Here is a 25,390-nt window from a genome sequence, read left to right on the forward strand (position 1 = left end):
GTGGAAGCCGGGCATCCTTTTTCGCCATCTTTCCCGCAGTATGCCTTATGCTGCTGGTGCTAACTTAATGACATTGACGGGCAAATAGTAACGTTTATTTGAGGGGGCTGAACACATTCCTCGTCCGTCAGGTTGGCAGTAAAATCCGCACGAATTACTTTATCATGACGATTGTCTGCGGATTGCTCACAGTGACAATCTGCGCTGTATCGGTTGGCGTAAGCACCGCGCTTGCCATGAATGAACTGTCCGGGTCTGCCACACCCTATGACTTGAATGTGCTGTCAAATGTCAGCGTGGACGGCGACAGCAGCATTTTGGAATATCTCGCATCCAAAGATGCCGACTTATCCGGCTATGCGGAGAATATGGAGCAGATCAGCATTTATGAAGCAGATTTTACTTATGGCAGTCTGTTTGAAGGTCAGAATGTGGAGCTGTGGCCCATTGACGAAGGGATTTCAGACAGCGGTGTTTCTGTACTTGCTGTTTCGGATTTTAACCGCGCCCTTAAAATGCAGGGAAAAGAACCTGTGGCATTGACAGAAAATCAATACCTGCTGAACTGTAATTACAAGGGCACTTTTCAGTATGTGGAAAAAGCATTGGAAAGCCATGCAGCTTTCGTGCTGGCAGGAATTCCTTTGCAAAGGGCATCGGACACGGTTTTAGAGGAAACCTACTTTATGACCTCTGTCGGGAACAATGACCGGGGGACGCTGATTGTCCCGGATGCGGTTGTTCACAGTCTTACGAAAGATGTAAATGTGCTTTTGGTGCAATACCGGCCAGATGCTGATTCGGACGCGGTTTTGCAGAAAATGATCCCGATTGGGCTGGATGATGCCCACGGCTACCGATATGCGGAAAAGAACATGATGTATGATATGTTCTATGGATTGAATGCGCTGGTTTCATTCCTCTGCTGCTATATCGGCCTGATATTTTTGCTGATCTGCGCCGCGTTGCTGGCTTTGAAACAGCTTACGGAAACAACCGATAACATTTACCGTTATGGTCTGCTCCAAAAGCTTGGGGCAAAGAAGGAACAGATCAACCGCGCCCTGCTGTCCCAGACAGCAATCTTCTTTGCGGCTCCGCTTGCAGTGGCGGGTATTTTTTCTGCCGTCCTGATGGGAAAAGCAATGGAAATCGCAGAGGAATTTATGAACATCCATATCTCAACAAACTTAGGCTTCACAGTTGTACTGTTCCTTGTGGTATATGGGAGCTACTTTCTTGCCACTTATCTGTCCTGCAAACGGATGGTAGTAGAACATCAGAATCAGAATAAACGAATGGAGGAATAAAGAATATGCCGGAAAATATTAAATGGGATGCTGTATTTCAAAGCATCGTTGATACATGGCTGCCGCTGTTTGGTGTCATTATCGCAGTTATTGTTATTACTGTGGTAGTCCGTATCATCAAGAAAAAACATAAAAAATGAAAAAGCCGGAATCCGCCGCACTATGGTAATCATACGCCATATGCGGCGGTCTGCCTTTTGCGTTACGGACATGAATGTCACGCCGCTTACCGTGGGACTGTTTGCACCGAAAATCGTCATCCCAAAGGTAATGCCGGAGAGCTACAGCAGGGAGGAATTAAGGTCTGTCATTCAGCATGAGCGGACACATATCCGGTTAGGGCATTTGTGGTTCGGGCTTGCATAACCGTTTTTCACAGTTTTGTTGACCACGGAGGGAATCCGGTTCTTCGGCGGATGATGGACAATATCTTTATCCGGACGGACAAGGCAAGGAATGTCAAGCCGGATAAGGAGAAGTCCACGGAGAAGATTGACGGCGCGGTGGCGGTCATGGCGCTTGACCAGGCAACCAGGCATGGCTGGAGTATGGGGAGCTTGTATGACGAGAGGAAGATTTTGAGCTTTTAATGTGGGTGGTTTTCTGGTATACTAAACAGTATAAATTTAGAGTTGGAGGGCAGTAATGAAGCGGGGAAGAATTATTGTGCTCACAGGATCACCGGGAAAACCACAACGTCAGCTATCATTGCAAGAATTTCTTTTATCGCTTATGTGACATCGGATGCACTGGATCTGGTGAAGCTGTACCTGGAGCAGGGAATATCCGTGCGGTTCAGGAAGAAGGGGCATGGGATTATCTGTACGTATTGCAACAGGCACGGAATATTCAAGACGATGGTATGACCTTAAGCCTGAACGGATTTTTTGGGAGTCAGGTGTATTCCAGGTATACTGTAGGAAACAGGCTGGGCGGGGTGAAAGCAGTGGATGGTAAAGTGTATGAATATGAGTCCCTGATCTATGAAGCCGGGGAGACCGGCGGCGCTTATGTTCTTTTTCCTTATGATATCAGGAAAGAGTTTGGGCGGGGACGGGTGAAAGTGCATGCCACGTTTGACGGGGAGCCGTATGATGGCAGCATTGTAAATATGGGGGTAAGGAACGCTGACGGGAGCGTCTGCTATATCATAGGCGTGCGGAAAGAGATTCGCTCCCGGATAGGGAAACAGCCGGGGGACAGTGTCCTGGTGAAAGTCAGGGAACGGGAATAACGGAGGGATGGACGGTGTGGACATGTCCGAAATGCGGGCGTACTTTTAAGAGACAGGAACAGGGGCATTACTGCGGGAAAGCGCCGGAGACGGTTGAGGAATATATCGCGGCACAGCCGGAAGAAGTACGGCCGTATCTGAAAGAAGTAAGGGACGCGCTGCGTACGGCGCTGCCAGAGGCGGAGGAACAGATCTCATGGAGCATGCCGGCTTATTGGAAGGGGCATAACATCATCCAGTTCGCCGGGTTTAAGAACCATGTGGGGTTGTATCCGGGGCCGGAGGCTGTCCGGGAATTTGCTGAACGGCTGAAAGACTATAAGACCTGCAAGGGGACCATACAGCTTCCGTACAGCAGGGCGGTTCCGGCAGGATTGATTTCCGATATTGCAGGATGGTGTTATGAGACAGGGAACCATCCGTAAAATAAGGAATATTCGAAAGGCGCAGGGAATGGACCAGGATGTATTATATTTTTTTGACAGGAAGCCGGAAGCGCTGCCGCTGTATGAGGCTTTTGAAGAAAAAGTCTTGTCCGGGGTGGACGGCGTGAAAGTAAAGGTACAGAAAACGCAGATTGCTTTTTCCAACAGACATAATTTTGCTTATCCTTTGGCAACCGCATAACTGCTTTACCCTCTGAATTGCTGATGCCTTTGTTGCATTCCCCGGACATAGTTCTAACCAGTATTCCGGTCTGTATTTGTCTTGTTGAAAAATACAATTAATTCCCTCTATATTTTTTACACGTTCATAAAGGGGGTGTAATTCATTTTTTGGAGCAATAAATGTAAAGTAGCAGGTTTCCCCTTCATACAATTTATCTTCTGTATCAACCATATGGATACGCCTGTCCGCAGAATGGTTTTGCAGATAAGCCTGAAAACCTTCATTCGTTCTTCCTGCCAGGCATAATCTTACTTCATTCGGGCCAAAATAACAGTTCATCCTTTCCGCAATCAAAATATCCATACAATGCTGATGTGGAATTCCGCCGCTATTGCAGTTAAAAATGATTTCTTCTGTCTTACGCATTTTCCAATCATAATAGAGCATAAAAAGTTCTCCAGATTTCCATCGAAACCGGTTGACATAGATTTTTTGCACAGAATGAAACTATTATCCTGTATGAGATATCTAATATAACAGAAAGGCACGAAGGAGGTGAACAGAATGCGTTTTTTCCCTGAAAAAAGAGACTGGACGAACAGAAAGCTGATAGAAGAGATAATCCTGAAAAAATATAATCAATACTACCGCCTGGCATACAGTTATGTACACAATGAGGCGGATGCCGGCGACATTGTGCAGAATGGCGCATACAAAGCATTGAGGAATGGACATACCCTGAAGTATACTGAATATGCGGAGACCTGGGTATACAGAATCATGCTCAATGAATGTCTTCGCTATGTCAAACAGGCCAGGCTTCTCTCTTATGAAGCGATTCAGGAAGAAAATGGGATGGAGGCAGGCTATCAGGAAGATGATTACGTTAATATAGATTTGCAGAGGGCCCTGGATACACTTCCTGATAAGGATAAGGCGATTGTCATATTAAAATATTTTGAGGACAAGACCTTGGAAGAAATATCAGAGATACTTGGCGAAAACATCAATACAGTCAAGAGCAGACTATACCGCAGCATGAAAAAACTGAGAAGCGTTCTTTCGGACAGGCCGGGCAGCGATATGCAGAACCAGGAAGCAAGGAGGTGACAGCATGATTTATAATTTTTCTGAAATGAAAAAGCAGAATGAACAAATGGAAGAGGAACTTCAGGCATTGAAGCAAAATTACCAGAGCCCCCGGATGTCGGAAAGGCAGCTGGCTGGACTTCGGAAAAAGATGGAGGAAGCAAATATGGCAAACAGAAAAGACAGGAGCAAAAAACGAGTGGCAAAGCTTGCGGCAACGGCTGCCGTGCTTGCAGGAGCAGTCATGATCCTGCCCAATACATCAGCAGCCATAGCCCATGCAATGGAGCAGATACCGTTAATCGGGCAGCTCGTGGAGGTTGTCACTTTCCGGAATTATGAGTATGAAACAGACAGGAATATGGCGGATATAGAAGTACCGGAACTGAAGATACCAGAGATGAAGATTGATGAACTGGCAGCGGACGCCGCGGTCAAGGAGAACCTGGAGCGTTCCACCGAAGAGATAAATGAGGAGATTCAGAAGATTACAGATGAGCTGGTGGAGAACTTTGAAGCCAATTTGGAATATGAGGAGGGCTATCAGGATGTCATCGTGAAGAGCGAAATCCTGGCGACCGGAGCGGACTATTTTACGCTGAAGCTGATCTGCTATCAGGGAGCGGGCAGCGGGTATCAATGGAATTATTATTATACCATTGATTTGAATACGGGAGAGCGTCTGCAGCTGAAAGATATTTTTAAAGAGGGAGCGGATTATATTACGCCGATTAGCGAGAATATCAAAGAGCAGATGCAGGCGCAGATGGACGCGGATGAACAGGTATATTATTGGCTGAATGATGAAATCGAAGAATGGAATTTTAAGGCCATCACCGAAGAAACCTCATTTTTTATAAATGAAAAGGGGAATGTGGTGATTGGCTTCGATGAGGGAGAAGTCGCTCCCATGTATATGGGGACGGTGGAGTTTGAGATTCCTGCGGAGGTGTTGCAGGATATACGGAAATATAAACCGATTATTTGATGCAAAGGGCATGAACAGAATATCGGGAAAACCGCTGAAAACAAGGGGTTCCGGCACATAGGGTGTTGCCGGAATCCCTTGTTTGACTTTGGAGTCGTGCCAGGGCAGTATGGAAGCGGTGATTGCGAAAGGCCACAGTGGTCGCAAGTCTGACCCCTCTGTGGTTGGTTTGACACGAAGGTCATTGTGAACATATGCGGCAGCACCGTGGCGGATTATCTGGAAGTGGTGGAACGGCTGCGCTCTCGCTGATCAACACCATCACGGGCATGAGGATTATGGGAACCGGACGGAGGAAACGGAGACTGAAAAACTGTATGAATTAAGGACGCTGATCGGCAGCCTTGACATAGACACCTATTTTGCAACGATGGGCGCATCGGACTGCATCAACGTGGAGGGGCATCTGCCGAAGGACAGGGAACGGATGGTCAAGTGGCTGGATGAGGTCATCGGCGCCGTGGATGAAAAGAAGCTGCGCAGATACCTGCTTTTTCTCTTTCCGCGGAGAGTATGTGCTTTTGCGGGATATGGGGGATGAGTGCAGGAGTGGCTTTCTTTGCCGGGGCCACGGCCCTGCACTTAAGCCGCTGGTATGAAGGGAACAGGTATTGCGGCAGGTGCGGCGGGAGGATGGAAAGGAAGTCCGGGCAGAGGGCGCTTGCCTGCCCGGAATGCGGGAACACGGTATATCCCGGCATCGCCCCGGCGGTAATGGTGGCGGTCGCGGATGGGAACAGGCTTGCTCTTGGGACAGATTGCGGGCTGTTCTATATTTCCTTATTTTGCTGCCGATTGTTTTAGACTTTTGTATACAATAATCTATAAAAATATGGAAATTTGCCGATAAAATTTGTAAAGACTTTGAAATACGAACGTATCTGCCGGTATGTTCGGCATTAAGAATGAAGCGTAGAGGGAGGTAAAGGATATGCTTATAAGCAGGGACTTCAGTAACAGGTTCCAGCAGATATCGGGAATGCCCATAAACAGCAATGGCGGTAAGGATATGATGAAAAGGGCAGGCATTGATACGAACAGCAAACAGTATCAGGCAGTAATGAAAAGTATGTCGGCGGCGTGTTCCGGTGTCGGGTACACAAATGTCCAGGCAATCAAAAACAGAATGAGCCGTTATGATAAGGATGGCGCCTATATCAGTCCTGTTACGGGTTTGGCAGGTCTATGGCATTCTGGCAAAACAGAGAGGGGCGATTGAAATGGATATAACAGGAATAGCAAAAAGCCATCAGGCAAACAGCACCGCAACAGGAAAGGCATCATCCGGGAGGGGATGGAAGCTGTCTGACTCCCTCCGGAAGAGGATAACGGAATACGCCAGAGAAGATGCGGCACAGAACGTCTATATGGGGAATAAGTTCCTCGCCCTGCGGAAAAGCGAGGTCGCCAAAGTGGCGCCGGACAGGGCGGCGCTGATGGGGAAGGTCAGTCAGGAAATGGCGGACATGAAAACGATACGGGAGGCTGACAGGCGGTGGCTGTGCCTCCTGTTCGGGGAGCCGTATGGGACAAGGTTCCAATCAGATGGTATGGGCTCTGCCGTCCATGTGTATGACAGGAACGGCGACGAGGTACTGACCTACACGGCGGGCGTGGGCTGGCATGAGAAGGAATCGAAGGCGGAGACGCAGGTTCACGGGGCTTTGAAGGCTGCCTACTATGATGCGTTCCGGGCGGCAAGGCAGGATGCTGTGGAAGCGCAGGACGGCTTTGACGCGAGGGCGTGAGATAACACGTAAAGATTAGCTGGTATTGTTCCGGCAGACCGGGGAACAGGGAGAGAAGATTATGAAAAAGGTATGGGGTTTGGGAATTGTCATTTTGACAGCAGTTATATTTTGTGCCTGTGGCGGGCAAGAACTGGCGGACATAAGCACCGCAGAGGGTGACGGATATATGGCAATCATATGGGAGGAAAGGACGTATGTGCCGTTCTGCGCAGTTTCCAAGAATGACTGTGGGACGCTGATCGGCTATGTCAATGGGGATACGGGCGACAGGGTATGTGAATACAAGGATTATCCGTCAAATGAATGGATTGCAAATTACCTTACAGTGGATGGTGGCGCGCTCCTGTATAAAGAGGTAAATGTCACTAATATTCCAGATGGACTACAGTCAGAATATAAGTGGAATGATTAAGAATTTATGAGGACACCAATGAGAAATAGAAGCAGTGCGGCATGAAGGGAGAGGCGTTTATTGGGAGATACCTATATGACGGATTTTTGATATCGGCATAACGCGGTTCAGGATCATAGTAGAACCGAAATGCCCGCACTGCGGCGAAGTGGTACGAGTGTACTGGAAACCAAAGGAGAAGAAAAAATATACATAGATAAAAAGAACGGCGGGAGGATGGAAATTCCATTGTACACAAAGCTGAATAAGTACCGTGCGAGCGGGACCGCATTGCGTCGGGTCACGGATGGCCGGAGTAAGGCAACGCCCTGTTCGACAGCCCTTTCAACTGGAACACGGAAGTAATCCTGGGCCGTGACGAGGACGAATATACAATCATCGCCGCTGCGGCCTGTGCGCCCTGGGAGGACAGGAGGGGCTGTCCCATCTGGTGCCGCATATGTGCATGCTGGATATCCAGTCGGCGGAATGGACGAGCGGCGTACTGCACCGCACCAGGACGCTGGTTTCCGGCGGCGACTGCTGTGACTTCCATCTCTGTAAAAAGGGTTCCAAATGGGACAGGGAGCGCCGCTGACGCCCCCTTATCTGCAGATGCCGTCAATCCATGCAAACAGCGCGTCTAAATCATAGTCGCCGCTGTGAGGCAATCCCCATGGCAAACAGAAATCCACGTCATACCCTTTGTTTTCCAATAGCGTAGCCAGGATAACAGGTATGGCCAGTGAAGTATCCCTGTCAAATGCCCCATGGCGGATGCGCCAGTGCTTTGCAGTGTCCGCTTCTCCGATATAGTTTAGGGGATTCAGCAACCTGATAATCTGCGCATCAGCTAATTCGCCCCCGACCTCACTGTTTTTCTGTGCAAAAGCGGTAAAGTGCTTTGCCCGGATCTCTTCTGTGCCAAATTCCTCATTTTCCGGACTGCTCAAATCCAGTGCGTCAAAAGACGGCACAGGTTTCATGCGGGTAATGGTCTTCACAAAGCCGTCCCAATCCAATGCAGTCGCCTTGCCGTCCTCAATGGTCAGGCAGGGCTGCTCCTCGACTTCGCTTCCCTTCACGGCAAGCGTGCGCAGACGGTTGGCAGAATCATGAGTATCCAGCTCTTTTTGGGCCGATTTCAGGATATGGCTGCGTACATGCTCCCGGAAGCTGCCCTCACCATTTTCGTCTAATGTCAGAAGGTTTCCCGCACGGTCAGTCAAATGCAGGCCATTCAGATAGGCCGGAAAAAGCTTTTTCAGTTCTTTGGACAAGGCTATCTGCTTTTCCGTGAGCTGCCCGGTCATCGTTGTCCTGCGGACTTTGCCATCCACTTTCGCGAAGGTGGGGATATTGTATTCATTGCATCCTGAAAACAGCCATTCATAAGCTGCGTCTGCATGTTCGAGATTGTGGATCGGACAATAGCAGCTGGCGGCAAAGATGTCATCCCTCTCATCAGCGGCGCCGATTGCGGCAAGGTAAGGAACGTAATCAGGGCTGTTTCCGGTGGCCCCGGCCAGGGCGGACAAAGCGCCGCCCGCACTGGTGCCATTCGTGACGATCCGCTCCACATCACCGGGCACGATGCCCTTATTATGGCGCAAATACCGCACGACTGCTTTCATATCCACGATCAGGGCCGATCCGGCCGCTTTCCATGGGGCTTGGGATATCATTGAAAAGTGATTCCTTGTCTGGATGTTTTGGCCATGCTGTATACGGACTGGTTTCGGAGACGAGCTGATTCTGACATTCCCTGACGCCCCGGTTTTTTTACTGTAGTGATTACAATACCCGGGGTTCGGGCGCAGAACCATAGCCAACCGGAGCAGATGGATTTTCACCGGGATGGGAACATGATGCTGCGGATTCTGAAGATTGCGGTTCCAAACGAGATGAAAAATACCCTAAAACAGATTGAACGGAGCGTCAGGCTCCCGGAAAACGAGAGAATATGACATACGAAGAATTCTGCCAAAAATTTCATATCCACCTGACCAGTCAGCAGACAGAAGCCGTCCGCTCCATAGAGGGGCCAATCTTACTGCTGGCTGTTCCCGGCAGCGGGAAGACCACAGTTCTGGTAACCCGGCTGGGATATCTGGTGCACTGCGCGGGGATTGCGCCTGAAAATATTCTGACACTGACCTATACCGTGGCCGCCACCCATGATATGGCGGCCCGGTTCGCGTCATATTTTGGAAAGGAATTAGGCTGCCGGATGGAATTTCGCACCATCAACGGAATCTGCGCCAAAATAATTGACTACTACAGTCAATTAATAGGAAAGAAATCTTTTGACCTGGTGACAGAAGATAAGCTCATCGCAGGGCTTCTTTCCGCCATCTACCTGAGAGTAGAGGGCAGCTATGCCACAGAGGGCGATTTAAAGGGAATCAGGACTTTGATAACCTATATCAAGAACAGGATGCCAGGCAGCAGCGAAATCAACGAACTGGATAAGGAGGCCGATTGCCGGATATCGGAGATTTACAGGATTTATCGTGAGGAACTGCGCGGCCGGGGGCTGATGGACTATGACGACCAGATGCTCTACGCCCATAATATCCTCTCAAAAAGTCCCGAGACTTTGGGGTATTTCCGCAGGAGATATCCCTATATCTGTGTAGATGAGGCACAGGATACATCCAAGATCCAGCATGCAATCATCCGGCTGCTCGCCGGAGGGCGGCAGAATCTGTTCATGGTGGGGGACGAGGATCAGAGCATCTATGGATTCCGGGCGGCTTATCCTCAGGCCCTGCTTTCCTTTGAGCAGAATCATCCAGGGGCGACAGTGCTCCTGATGGAGGAGAATTTCCGCTCCAATGCACTGATTGTGGAGGCTGCGGACTATTTTATACAGAAGAACACCCTGCGCCATGAAAAGCATATGAGAGCAGCCAGGGAGGCCGGAGCGGATATAAGGGAAATCCCTTTGACCAGCCGCGGCGCCCAGTATGCCTATCTTGCGAAAGTGGCGGAAGAGTGCCGGATACAGACAGCAGTCCTGTACCGGGACAATGAAAGCGCACTGCCTCTTCTGGATCTGCTGGAGCGGCGGGAGATTCCCTACCGGATCCGGAATACGGACATGGTCTTTTTCACCCACAGAGTGGTGCAGGACATTCAGAACATCATTCTTTTTGCCCTGAATCCTAAGGATACGGAAAGGTTCCTGCAGATTTATTACAAGCTTTCCACCTATATCAACAAGCAGGCGGCGCTGCGTATCTGTGAAATCAGCGCCGAAAAAGACATGGCTGTGCCGGAGGCGGCTGTCCGTTTCGGCCATCTGGAGGAAAAGACAGAATACAGCTGCAGAGCGGTCTGGCTGCACTTACGGCGGCTTCCTCTGGACCAGGCAGAGCAGGGCCTGGACAGAATCGCCCAGGATATGGGGTACCGGGATTATCTGAAGCGCGCAGGCATCAGCGACAGCAAACTGTTCATTTTAAAGGCCATCGCGCGCCATGAGGACAGTTTACAGGGACTGCTGGAACGGCTGGCAGTGCTTCGCAGGACGATTGAGGAAAAAAAGTACGATGCGCAGTGCAGCTTCATCCTGTCAACCATTCATGCCAGCAAAGGCCTGGAATATGACAGGGTTTATCTCATGGATGTGGCAGACGGTATCTTTCCCGAGACCGTGCCGGAGCGTATGGAAAATATGGAGGAAAAAGAACGGCAGAATTATGAAGAAGAACGCCGTCTGTTTTACGTGGCCATTACCAGGGCAAAAGACATGCTTTCTGTCTTCCATCTGAACAGGAAATCGGTTTTCCGTACAGAATTGTTCTCCCAGATGAAATATATGAAATTCTGTGACGCCATAGGAGAGGGCCTGATTGTAAGGCATAAAAAATTTGGAGAGGGCGTCATCGTGGAAGCCGGGCAGACCCAGGTCCTCATCCAGTTCGGCAATAGACAGAGACGGCTTGATTTGAAGACGCTCTATGAAAATGACCTGCTGGTTCTGTAGGATGGCATAAAAAACGCGGGAATCTTAACTGTTCAGCAGTTTAAAACATTGAACCCATCATACCGATCAGCTGATCCCTCTGTACGGCATCCTCTGAACCTTTGACCCTGGAGGCCATGCCGTCCAGTTCCACCTTGCTGGCGGCAGCGCGCATGAGTTTTTCCTGAAATTCTCTTTTTTCTTCTTCCGCTTTCCGTGCCCTTCTCTCGGCTCTGGCCCGGTTCTGCAGGCGCAGATTGCTTTCCATGGTATACAGCATCTGAGTCATGTCAGTCATAGATTTACCTCCCAAACGTCAATGGTTTCCTGTTGCATATAATATCGGCTGCCTTTCCTCTTTCCTTAAGCGCGGAGAGAACCGAAAGCCTGCCGATTACTCCAAAACCGCATCCTCGAAAGTATTGTCCCATCCATAGCGTTTCAAATCCACTTTCCAGCCCTGGTCTGTCCGTTTTACCTCCACGCCCTCCGACTCCAGAAGAAGCTTCTGCAGGTCAGGAGTGTCAAAATAGGCGGCTCCGGCAAGCAGGCCCTTCGCGCTGACCACACGGTGGGCCGGGATATCCTCACCGGCAAGCCCGCATTTCAGGCCATAGCCCACCTGTCTGGCATTCTTTGGTTTTCCGCATAGCAGGGCAATCTGCCCATATGTGGCCACTTTGCCTTGAGGGATGCGCCTGCAGGCGATGGCCATTTTCTGATAAAAATCCATTGATGTCCCTCTTTTTATATGCTACAAATCAATCTCGACCTGGTATTCGTCATCAATCAGGATGTAATCATTGCCGTATTTTTTGCACATTTCCAGATTGCGGGCATTTTCCTCCACGAATGTGGTCTCATTGTACCAGGAATCATCCAGACGCTTTTCGATGACAGAGGCATACTTTCTGATATCGTCAAAATGGTTCCGGATATACCTTTCGGTCATGACGAGACAATAGTACCGGATTTCTTTCAGGTAATCTTCCTCAAAATCATTTTTCCAGTCACAGGGAATATAACAGCCTTCCACGATAAGGTTCTGGCTGTTTTCAATGGCGGTCTTTGCCATCTCCCTGACAACCGGCCACAGATAGGGTACCAGTTCATCGTCATCCGATGGAGTCAGATTGGTATAACCGCTTCTGATAAGGCCCATCTTCAGATGGTCAATAGACAGATAGGGGTATTGATATTTCTCCAGAAGCTTCTGGGCCAGCGCGGTCTTTCCCGTATGGGACGTGCCTGTAATCAGAATGATCATTTTTTCGCTCCTTGTACTATTATGATAACATTTTACCACAGATTTACCTTTTTGTGGTAAAATGATGGAAAAGAAACAGAACTATTTTGCGGCGATTTCGTTTCCTTATTATAAAGGACAAAATCGGAGGGAGGCCGGATTATGACAGCAATCTATTCGGTTTTACATTTGCTGGTGGACGGCATGTGCGCACTGGCCATGTTCGGCAGATTCCTTCCCCGGGGGAATGGACATCTTTACATATTGCTGTACAATTTCTGCGCGTTTTCGCTGCAGATGCCTTTCGGAGTGGCTCTGGATGCGCTGTGCGGGAGCGGAAAAGAGCGGCGTGGGGAAGTTCCTTTTCTGTTCGCGGCGGCAGGAGTGCTCTGTACGATTTCGGGAGTTTTCACACATCCTGTGGTTCTGGGGATTGGGAATGCGCTGTTCCATGTGGGCGGCGGTGTGGGAACGATACGGGAGGACGCGGCGAAAGGCCAAAAGGGCAGATGGCTGGGCATCTTTGTGGCACCGGGCGCTCTGGGGCTTTATCTGGGCACCTTATCAGGTAAAAATGGTTCCTGGAATCTGTGGATTCCCGGCACAGGTATTTTGATGCTGATGCTATGTGCCCGGGCAGTATATCAGTTGAAACGGCGGGACAGACACAGCCGGAAGGGCAGTCTCCGGGAAAGCAGCCTGCAGGAAAATGGCAATGGGGAAGAGGCCGACGGAGGGCAGGCTTCAAAGGGAATCGCAGCCGTGGCGGCCTGCTGCATGGCAGTGGTCATACTGCGTTCCTATGTGGGAATGGCGGTTGCTTTTCCCTGGAAAACGGGAATCCTGGCGGGCACATTGGCAGTTCTCGCCGTAGCAGGAGGAAAGATAGCGGGAGGATTTACAGCCGCGCGCTATGGGCTCCCTGGGACTACGGTAATCTCCCTGGGGCTGGCGGGAATCTGCTTTCTGCTTTCTTCTTCCTGGCTCCCGGGACTGGCAGCGCTGTTTTTGTTCAATATGACCATGCCGATTACCCTGTACTGGATGGTATGCAGTGTGCCCGAAATGCCAGGCTTTGCCTTTGGGTTCCTGACATTTGCGCTGTTTCTGGGGTTCCTGCCCGCGTATTTTGGGCTGATTCCGGCGGCAGGAGGCAATCTTGCGGGATGTGCGGGCAGCATAGTGTCCCTGCTGGCGCTGGCTGCGGGATATCGGCTGACAGGGAGGGACAGATGAAGACTTATCTGGTGAGGATGTTCGGCATTTCGCTGGCACTGACCATATTCGCGGAACTGATAGTGGCATTTCTGATACGATGGTTCATGAAACATATGGGAAAGGGCAGACGGAATGCGAAAGATACTTCCGTCGGTTCCGGCAGCCCGCAGCAGGGCGGGATAGTCCTGGGCAGCAAGAGGCATCTGGCTCTTCTGGTGGTGCTGGTGAATCTGCTGACGAATCCGCTGGCCGTGCTGCTGTGCTGGCTGGGCCGGATATATCTGCCGCCGTTTCTTTCCTTTCCGCTGCAGCTCGCGGTGGAAATGGCAGTGGTGGCGGCGGAGGCATGGATTTACCGCTGCTTTACGGAGAAGCCCGGCTGGCAGACAGGACGGCCAGTCCTGTTGGCAGTAATGGCAAACATATGTTCATGTTCATTGGGAGTCGTCTGCGCGAGACGGATTGATTTTGCGCTGTCGTTTATCCTGCGGATTAGACAGACGTGGTAGAGAGGATGGGGAACAGGAGGATGAATATGAGGAAATTGAATTATCTGCTGGCGGCGTTGGCGTGCTGTGTCTTATGCTCTTTTCCGGTGAGGGCTGATGTGATTATGGAGCCCATGGACTCCTTCTATGAGGAACATTCCGAGGAATGCTCCTATGTGGGGAGGGCGTTCACCGCCAACGGGCCGGACGGAAAAGTGTTCCTGTACAAGAGCCCTGAGCTGCCGGAGGTGGTGGACACATGGGAAAATGGCTACGAAGTGTATATTCAGTTCACCTATGAGGACAGGGACGGCGTCCTGTGGGGCGTGTATGACGATTATTCCGGCACCGTGGGCTGGATGCCCATGGATTATATGGAGCTGATTTATGACAGTATTTCCTTTCAGGAGGATCATGCGGAAGAGATAACATACCAGACAGGCACTCTGGGCGGCACATATCAGGGAGAGGCCGTCTTCCTCTGGAAATATCCCGGCTCTGAGGAATATGAACCTGTGCAGGAGGAGGCCGGCCTTCCGGATTACAACCGCGTCTACGAGGACGGGGAGGGGCACCGCTGGGGCCTGGTGAATTATTATTTCGGCTACAGGAACGTCTGGATCTGCATCGATGCCCCTGTAGCTGACTACGGGCAGCTCTATCCTGACGGTGCGCCGCAGACAGAAATACGGCCAGCCGATAGAGACAGTGACGCGCGGAATGGTACAGACCGCATCGTGCCGAAAGCGGACAAGGGTGTGATGGGGCTGGCGATAATCCTCGTGCTCTCAGTCGCAGTCGCTACGGCGGTTCTGCTTCTGGTTTTGCGTAAGAGAGGCGTTTCGGAGAAAAAGGAAGACTGAGGATTTTCAGTTGTATTTGCGGACATGATGTGGTACGCTTGGTATGGATGAAAATGAATCTATATGTAGCGATTAAATCTTGCCAATAAACCGGATAAACGGCATGACTTGCTGTGCTATGTAACCGGCAAGAATTAAATGCCGTTTATATACGAATGCGGGAGGGACAGATGTTTGGGAAAAAACGGATACAGCGGGCGGATTACGACAGGGAGAACTGGCGGCCGGTTTTAAAATGCAGCATCTGCAATGGAGAACAGGTGGCAGGCTTCAAGAACATCCACACAGGGGAGTTCAAAGAGGAATGCCTTATCCAGAGCAGTTCGGAACTGGAAGAGTTCAAACAGAAATACGGAATTTCGGAAATAACCAAGGAATATTAAGGAAACTCAGGAGAACGGAATACATATGAAAAGATTTTTATACGCAATTGTGGAAATTATAGCACGGATACACAGCCGTCTTCTGGAGCTGAACGATGCCTATGAATACAATTTTACCGACAAAGAGCTGCATTTCCTGATAATCGGCGCACTGGGGATGGCAATGATTTTTGTAGTACATCCTGTGTTCAAGTGGCTTGCCAGAAACAATCACATCATGATCATCAGTTGGATTTATGTATTCACTCTGATCATCGTCATAACTTTCGCTATCGAAATCGGCCAGAGGGTGACGAATACAGGAGCCATGGAATTTGCGGATATTATGTTCGGCGTACTGGGCTTTATCAGCATGTTCCTGGTATTTTCCGTGTTCCGCGGAATCTACCACCTGATTTTGAAACTGATTCGGGGCCAAGATGAAGAAGAGCGGGACTAGAAAACATAAAAGAGGGAATCCATGAAATTTTTACATATCTCAGATTTGCATATCGGAAAGCGTGTCAATGAATTCTCCATGATTCCGGACCAAAAATATATTCTGAAGCAGATATCGGATATCGCTGTTTCGGAAAGTGTGGACGCAGTGCTGATTGCGGGGGACATCTATGACAAGCCGGTGCCCTCTGCGGAGGCCGTGCAGATATTTGACAGGTTCCTGACAGGCCTTGCGGACTTCGGGAAAAAAGTCTTTGCGGTGAGCGGCAATCATGACTCGCCGGAGCGGATCGCGTTCGGTGCGCAGTTGATGAGCGGAAGGGGCGTGCATGTTTCTCCGGTGTACGAGGGAGAGGCGGCGTGCCGGATGTTGTCAGATGCCTATGGAGAAATCGGCGTATATCTCCTCCCTTTCATAAAGCCCGCTATAGTCCGGCATGCGCTGGAGGGAGAGCCGGAGTGCCCGGTGCCGGAAAGCTATCAGGACGCGGTGAAATTAGCTGTAGACCGTATGGAAATAGACGGCACAAGACGCAATATCCTCATAGCCCATCAGTTCGTGACCGGGGCGGGGCGCTGCGATTCGGAGGAAGCGGCAGTGGGAGGCCTGGACAACGTGGACGGTTCGGTCTTCGACCGTTTTGACTACGTGGCTCTGGGACATATCCACAGCCCCCAGTCCGTGGGCAGAGAGTGTGTCCGATACTGCGGCACGCCTCTGAAATATTCTTTTTCCGAGGCAGAGCAGGAGAAATCCGTCACAATCGTGGAGCTGCGGGAGAAAGGACAGATTCAGCTTTCCACAGTGCCTCTGCGTCCGCTGCATGACATGCGGAAAATCAGGGGCGCCTATCTGGAAGTGATGTCCAAAACCTTTTATCAGGATACGGACACGGAAGACTATGTGCAGATCACGCTGACGGATGAGGAGGATATTCCAGACGGCCTGCAGAGGCTCCGCACAGTCTATCCGAATCTGATGCGTCTGACTTACGACAACAGCCGCACCAGACAGGACCAGGATGTGGATGTGGCGGAGATGGTGGAACAGAAATCGGAACTGGAACTGTTCGGAGAGTTCTATGAATTGCAGAACAACCAGCCCATGAGCGGGGAACAGCATAATTTCGTGAAAAAGATGATAGAGAACCTGGCGGGGGGAGGTTATGAGGCATGAAACCAGTTAAACTTGTCATGAACGCATTCGGCCCCTATGCGGACAGGACGGAAATAGATTTTGACAGTTTCGGCGGACAGGGGCTGTACCTGATCACAGGGGATACCGGGGCGGGAAAGACCACGATATTTGATGCCATAACTTTCGCGTTGTATGGGGAGGCCAGCGGCGACGTGCGCCGTTCGGATATGTTCCGCAGCAAGTATGCGAAAGAAGATGTTCCCACCTATGTGGAATATACCTTTATCTGCCGCGGCAAAAAATATACGGTAAAACGTAATCCGGAATACATGAGGCCGAAAGGGCGGGGAACAGGCTATACGACTCAGAAAGCCGAGGCGGAGCTGATTTATCCGGATAAAAGGGCGCCGGTCACGAAGACAAAGGATGTGACAAAGGCTGTGACAGAGCTGATTGGACTGGACCGAAAACAGTTCACCCAGATTGCCATGATAGCCCAGGGGGATTTCCAGAAGCTGCTGCTGGCAGGGACAGAGGAGCGGGGGGACATCTTTCGCCAGATTTTCGGCACAGGCCTTTACCGGAGGATTCAGGAACAGCTGAAAGCGGCGGTAAAGCTCCAGCGGGATGAATATGAGGAGCTGAAACGCAGCATGAACCAGTATATGGACAGTATCGTCAGTACAGACAGTGCGGATGCCGGCATCTGCGAAAGGCTTCAGGAACTGCAGAAGACGAAGTTCGACGGTACGGTCGAAGAGGGGATAGAGCTGCTGGCAAAACTGTGCGCGGAGGATGCCGCCGCGCTTAAGATGATAGACGGTCAGCTGGAGCAGCTGGATGAAGAAATCAGGAAGAAAGACCGGCTCATCATAGACATCAGACACCGGGAGGAGCAGCGAAAGACCCTGTCGGAGAACCAGAGGAAACAGGAGGAGCTCCAGGAGGAGCTTGCCCGCAGGAAAGATATTTTTGTGCAGGCCGGCCAGAACCGGGAGAAGTGCGGTCCGCTGGAGGAGCAGATTCAGGCAGCCAGGAAAATCCTGGAGACATTCGACAGCCTGGAGGCCTTGCAGGAAGCCCGGAGAGCTGGTGAACAGGAAATCCAGGCAGAAAAAAAACGCTGCGGGGATATTGCTTTAAGGAGGCAGGCGCTGGAGACCGCTTTGCTGGAGGAGCAGGAAACCTACCGGCTGCTGGCAGGCGCCGGAGAGGCAAAAGAGCGCCTGGAGCGGAGGCGCAGCGACATCCTGCGTCAGCTGCAGAATATCCAGCGCCAGAACGAAGACCTGGGACAGGAGATAGCGCGTCTGCGGAAGACAGAGCAGGCCCTTACCGATAATCAGAAGAACCAGCAGGAACTTTTGGCGGACATTGCGGATAGGCAGAGCAGAATAGAGGCCCTGAATAACCGGGATGCAATGCTTTCTTCAGTGGAGCAGATAAGCGGAAAGCTTGCAGGCCAGCGGGAGCTTTTGCAGAGGCTGATCAAAGAACGGCAAGAGGCAGAAAAAGAGGGGGCCCGGATAAGGACTGTGCTGGGCGAACTGTCTGAGCGCAGCGAGACTTTGAGCGCAAGAAAAGATACCTATGAGAAAGAGCGGCAATCTCTTAAAAATATCGGGGAAACCGTCCTGGCATTCCGCCATGAGGCGGATGAGGCTAAGCAGAGGATACGTCTGTGCGAAGAGCATTCCCATGCCCTGGAAGCATCTGGCAAGGCTGCGGCTGCCCTGGAAAAGACCTATGAGAAAGAGCGGGAAAGCGCAGAGGCGCATCAGCGGGAGTGGAACTGCTGTCAGGAAGAGTGGGAGTCGCTGGGAGACACAGAATCCCGCAGGCTGCTGGCGCAACAGCGGCAGGAAAAGCTGCGGGAGGCGAAGCTTGCGCGGGACAAGCTGAGTGCGGAAACGGAAAATCTGGAGATGCTTCAAAAAGAGCTGTTCTCCGTAAGGGAAGAGTATCTTACAGCAGCAGAGGAAAAGCTTCGGCTGGGAGATGCGTATCGGAGAATGGAGCAGCAGTTCCTGGACGCCCGGGCGGGAATGCTTGCCAGAGGCCTGGAGGAGGGGGCGGCCTGTCCTGTGTGCGGTTCTGTGCATCACCCGGTTCTGGCCCGTGTCCCTGAGTCTGTGCCGGAAAAAGCGGTTCTGGACAGGAAAAAGAAAGAACTGTCTGCCGCTGAGGCAAAGGCTGAGCGGCTCAGCGAGAGAGCCGGACATCTGGGGGAACAGCTCCGGAGACAGTTGTTTCAGATAGAGGATATGGCTCATGGGCTGCTCTGCATGGCTGTGCTGTGGGAGCAGGCTGACGGACAGGAAAAGCCGGACTTTGTCCTGGAAGAGGAATCCGGGGAGGATGCAGGGTTCCAGAAAAAGCTGAACGGATTTATTGATGAAATACAAAATAGAATAAAATGTTTTGAAGAATCCCTGGAAACGGAAATGCTCAGAGCCCAACAGGCATGCGGCAGGAAAAAGGAACTGGATGAACTTCTGAAAGCCGCGGGACAGAGACAGAAAGAATTGGATCAGAGGCGGCAGGATGCATTGCTGAAGCTGAATACTGCCAGGGGCCAGCATTCCGAAAAACAAACGCAGTGGGAAAGATTTTTATCGGAGCTGCCCGACAATCTCCTGCCCGGGCCCAAAATGCCCCGAGCGGAATGGCCTGCGGAGAAAATATCATCCTCTCTGCGCCGGGTATATGAGAACAGCTGCATGAAATTGGAGCAGGCCGAAACGGGAAGAAAGCAGCTGGAGAGTTTAGAGGCGCACATCGCAGAGGCAGAAGAGAGGAAAAAGCAGCTGGAAGAAATGATAGCACAAAACAGGGAGCAGGCCGCCAATCTGCTGGGCCGCGAGGAATCTGCCGGAAAACAGTTGGCCGGGGAATTACAGAAAACGAGGACAGTAACGGCGGAAACAGACGGATTGTTTGAGGAATATGGTCAGGACAATCCAGGAATCACGACTGCTGAGATATCTGAAGACAATCAGGAGAAAGAAATTTCTGTATCTTTGGCTCAGATAGAATCCTATCTGACCAGTCTGACCCAATGGGAAAAGAGGATACAGGCTGAGATCATGCTCCGTCAGCAGTTGGCAGAGAATCGCCGGCAGAAAGAAGAGCAGCTGTCCCGGATACAAACCCTGCTGGGCGGACTGGAAAAGGAGCTTGCGGGCATCCAAAGCAGAAAAGCGGACCGTGCAAGGCAGCTGCGGGACAGTCTCATTGCTTTTTGCGACAGCCAATCCGGAAACCCGGCAGACATGGAACTTTCTCCAGGCTGTCAGCCGGAGGAGGCAGCTTTGCAGAAGCTTGCCATACAGGCGCTGGAGAAGCTTTCGGATGCCATGCTTCTTTTGGAGGAAGATATCCGGCGAAACCGCACAGAACTGGAGAGACGGCAGGAACTGGAACAGAGCATCCCGCAGAAAGAAGCGCTCAGGAATCAGCTTCTGGAGGAATGCCGGGAACTGGAGCTGGCTCTGGCCGGGAAAGCTGCGGAGAACGCGGCAAGGCAGGAGCAGATAGCGGCTCTCACAGAACAGCTTGGCGGAGAGACCAGAGACAGGACGCTGGAACGCATTTCCGTCCTGCAGAAGCAGAAAACAGAGCTGGAGGAGGCCTATCAGCTGGCAGAACATAACTTTTCGGAATACCGAACCCAGAACGAGCGCCTGACCGCAACAATCGAGACATTGCGGCAGCAGCTGGCTGCGGCAGGAGACATCCGGCTTCAGGAGGAAACAGTGGCCGCGGAAAGAGAGGAGAGGCAGCGCGCCAAAAGAGAGAGCAGCGCCAGAAGGGACCGGATATACACAGCTCTCACCCGAAACCAGGATATCCTGCACAAGGTCAGAGGCAGACAGGAGGATATCGCCGCGGTGGAGAAAAAGTATATATGGATGCGCGCTCTGGCCGACACTGCCAATGGCAATCTGACCGGTAAACAGAAGATAGAGCTGGAGACCTATATCCAGATGACTTATTTCGACCGTATCATCAGAAGGGCGAATCTGCGTCTTCTGACCATGAGCGGCGGACAATATGAACTGAAGAGGGAGCAGGGAGACAATCTGAAAGGAAAAGCAGGACTGGAACTTGGCGTGATCGACCATTATAACGCCACTGGGCGCAGCGTGAAGACCCTGTCAGGGGGCGAGTCCTTTCAGGCATCCCTTTCTCTTGCGCTGGGCCTGGCGGACGAAATCCAGTCTTACGCCGGAGGAATCCAGATGGAGTGCATGTTCGTGGACGAGGGCTTCGGCTCCCTGGACGAGGAGGCCCTGGCCCAGGCCATGAATGCCCTCCGGCAGCTCACCGAGGGCAGGCGTCTGGTAGGCATCATTTCCCATGTATCCGAGCTGAAAGAGCGCATCGACAGGAAAATCCTGGTCACCAAATACAGAGACAGGGACGGAATCGGCAGCAAGGTGAAGATAGTGATATAAATGGCCATATAAAAGTCGGTTTTACAGCACTTGACAAATATATCGGCAGGTGATATATTGATAGTATGATATATCGCCTGCCGATACGTTGTGCTGCGATATGACGATCTGCGGCAGGAAACGGAAGGAGAGAAAATGGAGAAGCAGACCCCATTGACGGAAGCGCTGTTCTATATTCTATTGTCCGTTCGAAAGCCCAACCACGGCTACGGAATCATCCAGGAGGTGCAGGAACTCACGGACGGGCGGGTAGTGCTGGGCCCCGGCACCCTTTATGGGGCCATGCAGACCATGACGGCCAGGGGATGGATCCGGATTTACAGCGAAGAGACAGATTCCCGGAAGAAAAAGGAATATATCATCACGGAGACCGGCAGAAAAGTTTTTGCGGAAGAAAAAAGGCGTCTGGAGGAACTTCTGCGGAACGCGGAGAGAATGGAGGAGGGGACATGGTAAGATTTCGGCTGTATGCAAATAAGGACGAGGAGACGGCATACCTGAATGAAATGGCGGCGAGAGGCTATGCGATGACAGGATTTTTCGCAGGTTTCTACTCTTTTGAAAAATGCCGGCCCGGGGAGTTCATCTATCAGGTGGACATCACGGAGGGGTGGTTCCGGGTGAGCAGCGACTACAGGGAATTCATGCAGGAAATGGGCGTGGAAATCATATGTCCGTGGGGGATGTGGGTGATCCTGCGGAAGAAAGCGGCGGAGGGCCCTTTCGTGCTCTATACGGATGTGGAGTCCGGCATCGAGCATTATACGAAGATCAAGAAAATGTTTAAGACGGCTACGATGCTCGAACTTATCTGTCTCATCATGGAGATTGCGCTTGCCGGCAGCACCACGGATAAGGCCACAATCGCTATGGCCCTGGCTTTCATTTCCCTGGTGGGAGCAATCGTCATTGTTTTCTTACGGGAGATAGCCCGGGTGAACGGGATTCTGGCACAGCTCCGGGAAAGGGCAGGACAGGATTCTCCCGGGAATCGATGCGGGAAGTCCAATGTGTCGCTTCTTCTGTCTCTGGGGCTTATCCTGAATGGAATTGGCTATCTGATACCGACGGGGAGCACCCTGTATGCAGCGGTGAGGGGTATCCTCCACGGCCTGGCCATTGTCTTTATGGGCCTGGGAATCATAAGCACATTGTGGAAGAGAGGAGACTGAGGATTAACGCGATGGAAAGCGGCGGACGGACTGCTTGACATCCCCTGGCGCGGACGGTATAATCAAATCAGTAATGAGGAACCGAAAACGCAGGAATACAGAGGGGAGAGGCCGCATGATTCGTTTTGGAACCGGCGGCCGGCTGGCCGTCATAGGGGACGGATTTACAAAGCAGAACATTCAGATTCCGGCCAGGGCATTGTGCGGGTCACCACGGGCGGTGAAACAGGGGGATAGCTATGGAAGAAATCATGGAATCATTATCTAATGAAAAAATGCAGTTCGCGGTGCTGATCGATGCCGACAACATCAGCTCGAAATACGCGGTCACAATATTTGAAGAACTGGAAAAGTACGGTGTCACCAGCTACCGGCGCATCTACGGCAACTGGTCCAAGGGAAACGGCTGGTCAGAGGGCATGCTCCTGGAGTATTCCATCATGCCCGTGCAGCAGTTTTCCTATACTACAGGGAAAAACGCCACGGACATGGCTATGGTAATCGATGCCATGGACATTCTTTACAAAAACAAAGTGCAGGGCTTCTGCCTGGTCACCAGCGACAGCGATTTCACAAGGCTAGCCATGCGCCTGCGGGAGGAGAACATGTTCGTGCTGGGTATGGGGGAATCCAAGACGCCTCTGGCGCTGACAAGGGCCTGCAATAAATTCATCCATCTGAACCTGGTGGCAGACGCAGGAGACAGCGCCGCCGAGGTGAGGACTTCTTCCGGAGAGAAAGGTTCCAGAACAGGCGGATACGGCGGACAGACGGATACGGCGGCCGCCGACGAGCAGAACGTGACATCCCTGGCCGAGGTGCGCCAGGTGATTCTGGCTTTAATCAACGAAAACGGCGGAAAGCATGTGGATCTGGCCCAGCTGGGCAATCGCCTGAATGACAAATTTTCGGATTTTGATGTGCGAAATTACGGTTATTCCAAGCTGAGCACCATGATAGATCAGGAACTCACCGACCTGCATGTGAAGAAAATCAGCAACCAGTATTATGTGGAACGCCGCTCCAACCTGACCAAGGAAGAGCTGGAGCGGGAAATCTGCCGCATGATTGAGAAGAACGGCGGCATGGTGGAGAATCTGGCCAGCCTGAACGACGAACTGCACAAGAAATACAAGCAGCTGGACTTCAAGCAGTTCGGCTACAGCAGGATTTCCAGTTTCCTGCGGAGCCTGAACTCCGTGACAGTCCACGAGAACGAGGTATCTTTGAAAAAGTAGAACGGAGACGGTATCAGACAAAAATGGATTTGAATATATTTGACTACATGCGCAGCAACGATATGGAAAAGGAGGCTCCGCTGGCTGCCAGGATGCGCCCCAGGACGCTGGATGAGGTAGCGGGGCAGGAGCACATCATCGGAAAGGACAAGCTGCTCTACCGGGCCATCAAAGCGGACAAAATCAGTTCCGTCATCTTCTACGGGCCTCCCGGCACGGGAAAGACCACGCTGGCCAAGGTAATCGCCAGCACTACCAGCGCCGAATTCACCCAGATCAACGCCACTGTGGCCGGCAAGAAAGACATGGAGGAAGTAGTGGCAAAGGCCAAAGAGATACAGGGGATGTACGGAAAGCGCACCATCCTCTTTATCGATGAGATACACCGCTTCAACAAGGCCCAGCAGGATTATCTGCTGCCCTTCGTGGAAGACGGAACCGTGATATTGATTGGCGCCACCACGGAGAACCCTTACTTCGAGGTGAACGGCGCTCTGCTGTCCCGCTCCATCATTTTTGAGCTGAAGCCCATTCCCATGGAGGCTGTGCGGGAGCTTCTGAAAAAAGCCGTCTACGATACGGAGAGGGGCATGGGCGCTTATGAGGCGGTAATCGACGAGGACGCTCTGGATTTCCTGGCGGACATTTCCGGCGGGGATGCCAGACATGCCCTGAACGCCATCGAACTGGGCATCATGAGTACGGGCCGCGGCGATGACGGAAAGATACATATCACTTTGGATGTGGCCCAGGAGTGCATCCAGAAGAGGGCGGCGCGGTACGACAAGTCCGGCGACAACCATTATGATACCATTTCCGCGTTCATCAAGAGCATGAGAGGGTCTGACCCGGACGCCGCGGTCTACTATCTTGCCAGGATGCTCTATGCGGGAGAAAATGTGGCGTTCGTGGCCAGACGGATCATGATATGCGCAGCGGAGGACGTGGGGAACGCGGATCCGCAGGCGCTGGTGATAGCCACCAATGCCTCCCTTGCGGTAGAGCGCATCGGCATGCCGGAGGCCCAGATTATCCTGGCCCAGGCCGCGGCCTATGTGGCCAGCGCGCCCAAGAGCAATTCGTCCAGCGAGGCCGTCTTCAGAGCGATGGAGGAAGTAGGCCGGACAGGGAATCTGCCGATCCCCACCCACCTGCAGGATGCCCATTACAAGGGAGCGGCGAAGCTGGGCCGGGGGACAGGCTATAAATATGCCCATGACTATCCCAATCATTACGTGAAGCAGCAATATCTTCCCTATGAGCTGGACGGAAAAGAGTTCTACAGGCCCAGCGGAAACGGCTATGAGGCGAAGATACGGGAGCACATGCAAAGAATCAAAAAAGAGGAAAACGAAAGACAGAAGACACAGAACGCATGAAAGAAAAGGTGCGGCATCCTCATTCAGA

The 25,390-nt window shown here is 51.7% G+C and carries 32 protein-coding genes and 1 pseudogene; 29 read left to right on the top strand and 4 right to left on the bottom strand.

From position 1 onward, the window contains the following. Nucleotides 1-98 precede the first annotated feature (98 nt). The 15 genes and pseudogenes from NFS35_RS22270 (at nt 99) to NFS35_RS22335 (ending at nt 7,970) form a co-directional block, all read left to right on the top strand. On the top strand, nt 99-1,310 hold the full coding sequence (locus NFS35_RS22270; protein WP_251209262.1) for an FtsX-like permease family protein: 1,212 nt from the start codon (nt 99-101) through the stop codon (nt 1,308-1,310). A gap of 5 nt (nt 1,311-1,315) precedes the next feature. Further along, the gene (locus NFS35_RS29120) at nt 1,316-1,450 is read left to right on the top strand and encodes a hypothetical protein (protein WP_275564726.1); all 135 of its coding nucleotides are present in this window, start codon (nt 1,316-1,318) and stop codon (nt 1,448-1,450) included. Between the two features lie 22 nt (nt 1,451-1,472). After that, a complete protein-coding gene (locus tag NFS35_RS22275; RefSeq protein WP_251209263.1) occupies nt 1,473-1,676 on the top strand; it encodes a M56 family metallopeptidase in 204 nt (67 codons plus the stop codon). Between the two features lie 23 nt (nt 1,677-1,699). Then, nucleotides 1,700-1,900, top strand: a pseudogene (locus NFS35_RS22280) (terminase TerL endonuclease subunit); the annotation flags it as partial. A gap of 356 nt (nt 1,901-2,256) precedes the next feature. Continuing rightward, nucleotides 2,257-2,544: a DUF1905 domain-containing protein gene (locus tag NFS35_RS22285; protein WP_251209326.1), complete on the top strand. Its 288-nt coding sequence runs from the start codon at nt 2,257-2,259 to the stop codon at nt 2,542-2,544. A 14-nt stretch (nt 2,545-2,558) separates the two neighbouring features. Continuing rightward, the gene (locus NFS35_RS22290; protein ID WP_251209264.1) at nt 2,559-2,969 is read left to right on the top strand and encodes an iron chaperone; all 411 of its coding nucleotides are present in this window, start codon (nt 2,559-2,561) and stop codon (nt 2,967-2,969) included. Between the two features lie 28 nt (nt 2,970-2,997). Further along, the gene (locus NFS35_RS29760) at nt 2,998-3,171 is read left to right on the top strand and encodes a DUF5655 domain-containing protein (RefSeq protein ID WP_251209265.1); all 174 of its coding nucleotides are present in this window, start codon (nt 2,998-3,000) and stop codon (nt 3,169-3,171) included. 546 nt (nt 3,172-3,717) lie between these two features. Next, entirely contained in the window at nt 3,718-4,263 is a 546-nt protein-coding gene (locus NFS35_RS22300; RefSeq protein ID WP_251209266.1) for an RNA polymerase sigma factor, read from the top strand. Between the two features lie 4 nt (nt 4,264-4,267). Beyond that, nucleotides 4,268-5,230 (top strand): RsiV family protein, encoded by a 963-nt coding sequence (locus NFS35_RS22305; RefSeq protein WP_251209267.1) that lies wholly within the window; start codon nt 4,268-4,270, stop codon nt 5,228-5,230. A 370-nt stretch (nt 5,231-5,600) separates the two neighbouring features. Continuing rightward, the gene (locus NFS35_RS22310) at nt 5,601-5,771 is read left to right on the top strand and encodes a hypothetical protein (protein ID WP_251209268.1); all 171 of its coding nucleotides are present in this window, start codon (nt 5,601-5,603) and stop codon (nt 5,769-5,771) included. After that, nucleotides 5,768-6,034 carry an NADH pyrophosphatase zinc ribbon domain-containing protein gene (locus NFS35_RS22315; protein ID WP_251209269.1) on the top strand — a complete coding sequence of 89 codons (267 nt, stop codon included), beginning with the start codon at nt 5,768-5,770 and terminating at the stop codon, nt 6,032-6,034. Before NFS35_RS22310 ends, NFS35_RS22315 begins: the two co-directional genes overlap by 4 nt. Before the next feature lie 127 nt (nt 6,035-6,161). Then, nucleotides 6,162-6,449 carry a DUF3879 family protein gene (locus tag NFS35_RS22320; protein WP_251209270.1) on the top strand — a complete coding sequence of 96 codons (288 nt, stop codon included), beginning with the start codon at nt 6,162-6,164 and terminating at the stop codon, nt 6,447-6,449. Nucleotide 6,450: 1 nt separating this feature from the next. After that, nucleotides 6,451-6,978: a hypothetical protein gene (locus tag NFS35_RS22325; protein WP_251209271.1), complete on the top strand. Its 528-nt coding sequence runs from the start codon at nt 6,451-6,453 to the stop codon at nt 6,976-6,978. Nucleotides 6,979-7,039: 61 nt separating this feature from the next. After that, a complete protein-coding gene (locus tag NFS35_RS22330) occupies nt 7,040-7,393 on the top strand; it encodes a hypothetical protein (RefSeq protein ID WP_251209272.1) in 354 nt (117 codons plus the stop codon). A 367-nt stretch (nt 7,394-7,760) separates the two neighbouring features. Next, entirely contained in the window at nt 7,761-7,970 is a 210-nt protein-coding gene (locus NFS35_RS22335) for an L-2-amino-thiazoline-4-carboxylic acid hydrolase (RefSeq protein ID WP_330640415.1), read from the top strand. 7 nt (nt 7,971-7,977) lie between these two features. Here the strand turns inward: NFS35_RS22335 and NFS35_RS22340 are convergent, their stop codons facing one another. After that, on the bottom strand, nt 7,978-9,057 hold the full coding sequence (locus tag NFS35_RS22340) for a subtype B tannase (protein ID WP_251209274.1): 1,080 nt from the start codon (nt 9,055-9,057) through the stop codon (nt 7,978-7,980). Between the two features lie 156 nt (nt 9,058-9,213). Here NFS35_RS22340 and NFS35_RS29125 point away from each other — a divergent pair, with 156 nt between their 5' ends. Both NFS35_RS29125 and NFS35_RS22345 read left to right on the top strand, forming a co-directional pair. Beyond that, nucleotides 9,214-9,339 (top strand): hypothetical protein, encoded by a 126-nt coding sequence (locus NFS35_RS29125; protein WP_275564727.1) that lies wholly within the window; start codon nt 9,214-9,216, stop codon nt 9,337-9,339. Then, nucleotides 9,336-11,363, top strand: a complete 2,028-nt coding sequence (locus tag NFS35_RS22345; protein ID WP_251209275.1) for an ATP-dependent helicase — start codon at nt 9,336-9,338, stop codon at nt 11,361-11,363. Before NFS35_RS29125 ends, NFS35_RS22345 begins: the two co-directional genes overlap by 4 nt. A 40-nt stretch (nt 11,364-11,403) precedes the next feature. Here NFS35_RS22345 and NFS35_RS22350 read toward each other — a convergent pair whose 3' ends face one another. From NFS35_RS22350 to NFS35_RS22360, 3 genes are all read right to left on the bottom strand, one after another. Continuing rightward, on the bottom strand, nt 11,404-11,640 hold the full coding sequence (locus NFS35_RS22350) for a hypothetical protein (RefSeq protein WP_251209276.1): 237 nt from the start codon (nt 11,638-11,640) through the stop codon (nt 11,404-11,406). Between the two features lie 96 nt (nt 11,641-11,736). Beyond that, nucleotides 11,737-12,075 (bottom strand): MGMT family protein, encoded by a 339-nt coding sequence (locus NFS35_RS22355; protein ID WP_251209277.1) that lies wholly within the window; start codon nt 12,073-12,075, stop codon nt 11,737-11,739. 21 nt (nt 12,076-12,096) lie between these two features. Beyond that, the gene (locus NFS35_RS22360; protein ID WP_251209278.1) at nt 12,097-12,609 is read right to left on the bottom strand and encodes an AAA family ATPase; all 513 of its coding nucleotides are present in this window, start codon (nt 12,607-12,609) and stop codon (nt 12,097-12,099) included. Between the two features lie 141 nt (nt 12,610-12,750). Here NFS35_RS22360 and NFS35_RS22365 point away from each other — a divergent pair, with 141 nt between their 5' ends. The 12 genes from NFS35_RS22365 (at nt 12,751) to NFS35_RS22420 (ending at nt 25,362) form a co-directional block, all read left to right on the top strand. Then, nucleotides 12,751-13,824 carry an MFS transporter gene (locus NFS35_RS22365; RefSeq protein WP_251209279.1) on the top strand — a complete coding sequence of 358 codons (1,074 nt, stop codon included), beginning with the start codon at nt 12,751-12,753 and terminating at the stop codon, nt 13,822-13,824. Further along, nucleotides 13,821-14,315: a hypothetical protein gene (locus NFS35_RS22370; RefSeq protein ID WP_251209280.1), complete on the top strand. Its 495-nt coding sequence runs from the start codon at nt 13,821-13,823 to the stop codon at nt 14,313-14,315. The genes NFS35_RS22365 and NFS35_RS22370 overlap by 4 nt, the downstream gene beginning before the upstream one ends. Before the next feature lie 26 nt (nt 14,316-14,341). Beyond that, complete coding sequence (locus NFS35_RS22375) at nt 14,342-15,157, top strand: hypothetical protein (RefSeq protein WP_251209281.1); 816 nt, start codon at nt 14,342-14,344, stop codon at nt 15,155-15,157. Between the two features lie 170 nt (nt 15,158-15,327). Continuing rightward, nucleotides 15,328-15,540, top strand: coding sequence for an aspartate dehydrogenase (locus tag NFS35_RS22380; RefSeq protein WP_251209282.1), 213 nt, complete (start codon nt 15,328-15,330; stop codon nt 15,538-15,540). Between the two features lie 25 nt (nt 15,541-15,565). Then, nucleotides 15,566-15,979: a hypothetical protein gene (locus NFS35_RS22385; RefSeq protein ID WP_251209283.1), complete on the top strand. Its 414-nt coding sequence runs from the start codon at nt 15,566-15,568 to the stop codon at nt 15,977-15,979. Between the two features lie 21 nt (nt 15,980-16,000). Then, on the top strand, nt 16,001-17,155 hold the full coding sequence (locus tag NFS35_RS22390) for an exonuclease SbcCD subunit D (RefSeq protein ID WP_251209284.1): 1,155 nt from the start codon (nt 16,001-16,003) through the stop codon (nt 17,153-17,155). Next, nucleotides 17,152-21,573, top strand: a complete 4,422-nt coding sequence (locus NFS35_RS22395) for an AAA family ATPase (protein ID WP_251209285.1) — start codon at nt 17,152-17,154, stop codon at nt 21,571-21,573. Before NFS35_RS22390 ends, NFS35_RS22395 begins: the two co-directional genes overlap by 4 nt. A gap of 135 nt (nt 21,574-21,708) precedes the next feature. Continuing rightward, entirely contained in the window at nt 21,709-22,029 is a 321-nt protein-coding gene (locus NFS35_RS22400) for a PadR family transcriptional regulator (protein WP_251209286.1), read from the top strand. Further along, on the top strand, nt 22,023-22,745 hold the full coding sequence (locus NFS35_RS22405) for a DUF2812 domain-containing protein (protein WP_251209287.1): 723 nt from the start codon (nt 22,023-22,025) through the stop codon (nt 22,743-22,745). The genes NFS35_RS22400 and NFS35_RS22405 overlap by 7 nt, the downstream gene beginning before the upstream one ends. Nucleotides 22,746-22,860: 115 nt before the next feature. Next, a complete protein-coding gene (locus NFS35_RS22410) occupies nt 22,861-23,013 on the top strand; it encodes a hypothetical protein (protein ID WP_251209288.1) in 153 nt (50 codons plus the stop codon). Next, complete coding sequence (locus tag NFS35_RS22415; protein WP_251209289.1) at nt 22,997-23,983, top strand: NYN domain-containing protein; 987 nt, start codon at nt 22,997-22,999, stop codon at nt 23,981-23,983. The genes NFS35_RS22410 and NFS35_RS22415 overlap by 17 nt, the downstream gene beginning before the upstream one ends. A 29-nt stretch (nt 23,984-24,012) precedes the next feature. Further along, entirely contained in the window at nt 24,013-25,362 is a 1,350-nt protein-coding gene (locus tag NFS35_RS22420) for a replication-associated recombination protein A (protein ID WP_251209327.1), read from the top strand. The last annotated feature ends 28 nt before the right edge of the window (nt 25,363-25,390 follow it).

The sequence above is a fragment of the Acetatifactor aquisgranensis genome, from assembly GCF_943193215.1.
Classification (GTDB): Bacteria; Bacillota; Clostridia; order Lachnospirales; family Lachnospiraceae; genus Acetatifactor; species Acetatifactor aquisgranensis.